The 2459-nt window shown below is 38.1% G+C and carries 4 protein-coding genes and 1 pseudogene; 2 read left to right on the forward strand and 3 right to left on the reverse strand.

All coding sequences use genetic code 11. From position 1 onward, the window contains the following. The coding region (locus WA249_RS18795; RefSeq protein ID WP_320149762.1) for an IS6 family transposase at positions 1–279 on the reverse strand (279 nt) is incomplete at its 3' end. Positions 280–294: 15 nt separating this feature from the next. On the opposite strand from WA249_RS18795, the gene WA249_RS18800 reads away from it, so the two are divergent. Continuing rightward, positions 295–1443: an IS4 family transposase gene (locus WA249_RS18800; protein ID WP_029769089.1), complete on the forward strand. Its 1149-nt coding sequence runs from the start codon at positions 295–297 to the stop codon at positions 1441–1443. Positions 1444–1459: 16 nt separating this feature from the next. After that, positions 1460–1624: pseudogene (locus tag WA249_RS18805) on the forward strand (IS6 family transposase); the annotation flags it as partial. Between the two features lie 66 nt (positions 1625–1690). Here the strand turns inward: WA249_RS18805 and WA249_RS18810 are convergent. After that, entirely contained in the window at positions 1691–1918 is a 228-nt protein-coding gene (locus WA249_RS18810; protein WP_004812234.1) for a hypothetical protein, read from the reverse strand. A 332-nt stretch (positions 1919–2250) separates the two neighbouring features. Beyond that, positions 2251–2459 (reverse strand): recombinase family protein (locus tag WA249_RS18815; RefSeq protein WP_253825570.1); only part of this gene is annotated, 209 nt, incomplete at its 5' end.

The following is a 2459-nucleotide window of genomic DNA, read 5'->3' on the forward strand; positions in this document are numbered from 1 at the left end:
ACGGTATAGATATGCCCATTTGCCATTCACTTTTACGTAAGTTTCATCCAGATGCCATAAATGTCGATCTGTAGGATTACGCCAATACCAACGTAAACGTTTTTCCATTTCTGGAGCATAACGCTGAACCCAGCGATAAATTGTGGTGTGATCAACATTCACTCCACGTTCAGCGAGCATTTCCTGAAGTTCACGATAGCTGATGCCATATTTACAATACCAACGAACAGCCCAAAGAATGATTTCACCTTGAAAGTGCCGACCGTGGAAGGGATTCATCTGCTGTATCTCGAAATAAATAAGATATTTAGCTTATCATGTCAGCCTATTTGCAACAGTGCCGATTTTGAACGTCTGGCTAAACTGCACCACTCTGGGCAAAAATTAAGATCAGCCACCCGCTGGGATCAGTTTGTTGCCATATTAATGTCCCAACTTTCTTGTCGGCAAAGCTTAAGAGACATTCAATCCAATCTCGAATCCCAGCAGGAAAAGCTCTATCATCTTGGCGCGAAAAGAATTGCGCGAAGCACCTTAGCAAGACTCAATGAAGAACAGCCCGCCAGCCTGTATCAGCAATTGTTCACACAGCTGCTTCAGCGCTGTGAAAACTCTAAAACTGCACATAAATTTAGATTCAAGAATCCGCTGTATTCACTAGATGCCAGTCATATTGATCTTTCACTGTCATTGTGCGAATGGGCAAAAGTGCATGAATCCAAAGCCAGTATTAAACTAAGTGTTGGCTTAAATCACAGCAATACCATTCCTGAATTTGTAGCGCTTGGGGATGGTATTGAAAATGATATGGTGCAAGGCAGAGCATTTAAATTTCCTGCTGGCAGCATTATCGTCTTTGATAAAGGATATGTTGATTATCAATGGTTTGCTCAGTTGACACATCAGAAAGTCAGCTTCGTAACTCGGCTACGCCCCAAGACAGTTTATCAAGTTAAATCAAGCCGCAACGTATTAGCGACTAAAGGCATTATTGCGGATGAATGTATTGAATTGAGCAGTGCGCACGCCAAGAAAAGAGGTGCCCCTAAATTATTAAGGCGTATAGAGTTTTATGATACAGATAAGAAAAGAACATTCGAATTTCTGAGCAACAACTTTCATCTGGCAGCATCCACCATTGCTGCAATTTATAAAGACCGCTGGAAGATTGAGTTATTCTTTAAAGCCATCAAGCAGAATTTAAAACTGAAGTCATTTCTAGGTCGAAGCCGCAATGCGATACAAACGCAAATATGGATTGCATTAATCGCCTATTTGCTGGTGAACTTCGCTAAACACATGGCACAAGAAGAATGGAGTATTCAGCGTTTATTGCGAATTATTCAGGTCAATTTATTTGAAAGGAAACTTTTAAGGTCACTCTTTGTGCCTGATAAAAAATGGCGAAAACAAGAAGAACCTCAATTGAGGTTCTTCTTGTGATATTTGTGGGACAGCAGTGATCATCAGGGCCACATTAGGATTCAAATCTATGAAGACTGCTTATGCCACAATTAAAGGTATTGAAGTCATGCGTGCACTACGTAAAGGACAAGCATCGTCATTTTATTATGGTCAGCCTCAGGGTGAAGTGTGTCTAATCAACAGGGTTTTCGGTCTCTAAGCACTTTTTAAAGGGAACTTCATCGACTCAAATCTCTATTTGCAACAGTGCCCTCTTTTTTATGTTTTATTCAAAATGAAGTTGATATTTATCCGTCGTAATCTTGATCTTGAGGTTCTTATATTTTCGTTTTGTGGCACTCAGGGCTGAATCTGTCACTTCTGCATAAAATTTAGGGTCATTCATTAGATCATTAAATAGTTTATATCCAATCAATAACTTACTAGATTTTTTCTTTTCCTTTAGATCATTTTCAATCAACTGATCCAATTCTTTTACAGAAAAACTATGCATATTACCCTCTATAGTATCTTTCTGATAAAACAGCATACAGACTTAGCAAGAGGATTTAAAGCTTATTAGATAATTGATATTTATGAAATTGTGAGAAAGATAATATATTAGATTTATCTATTTAAGTTAAGTTTTTCTAAAAATAACATAATACACCTTATACGAAATACTTGATATTTATCATTAAATTTCAGTATATTAGATCAAGCCGTTGTGGGGCATAGGGTACCAGAGCGGCTTTTTATTGATTATTTATGTTCCACGCTTAAAATTCGAACAATGTTTCATGATTTTTATAAGTTAAACTAAATTTAGTTGCCAATCCCAATAAGCTATTCACTAACTTGTAAATATCGGTATACCGCCTGACGACTAATCCCAAAAGCTTTTCCTAATGCCATTTTTGATGGATACTTCCCTTCCCTCCATGCTTGTCGTAAAGCTTCAGCTTGGTCAGGCTTTAGTTTATGCACCCGACCTTTGTACTTCCCCTGAGCAGAGGCGAGTTTTATTCCTTCCTTTTGCCGCTCTAAAATTATCT

It is taken from the genome of Acinetobacter sp. 161(2023) (assembly GCF_037027805.1).
GTDB lineage: Bacteria > Pseudomonadota > Gammaproteobacteria > Pseudomonadales > Moraxellaceae > Acinetobacter.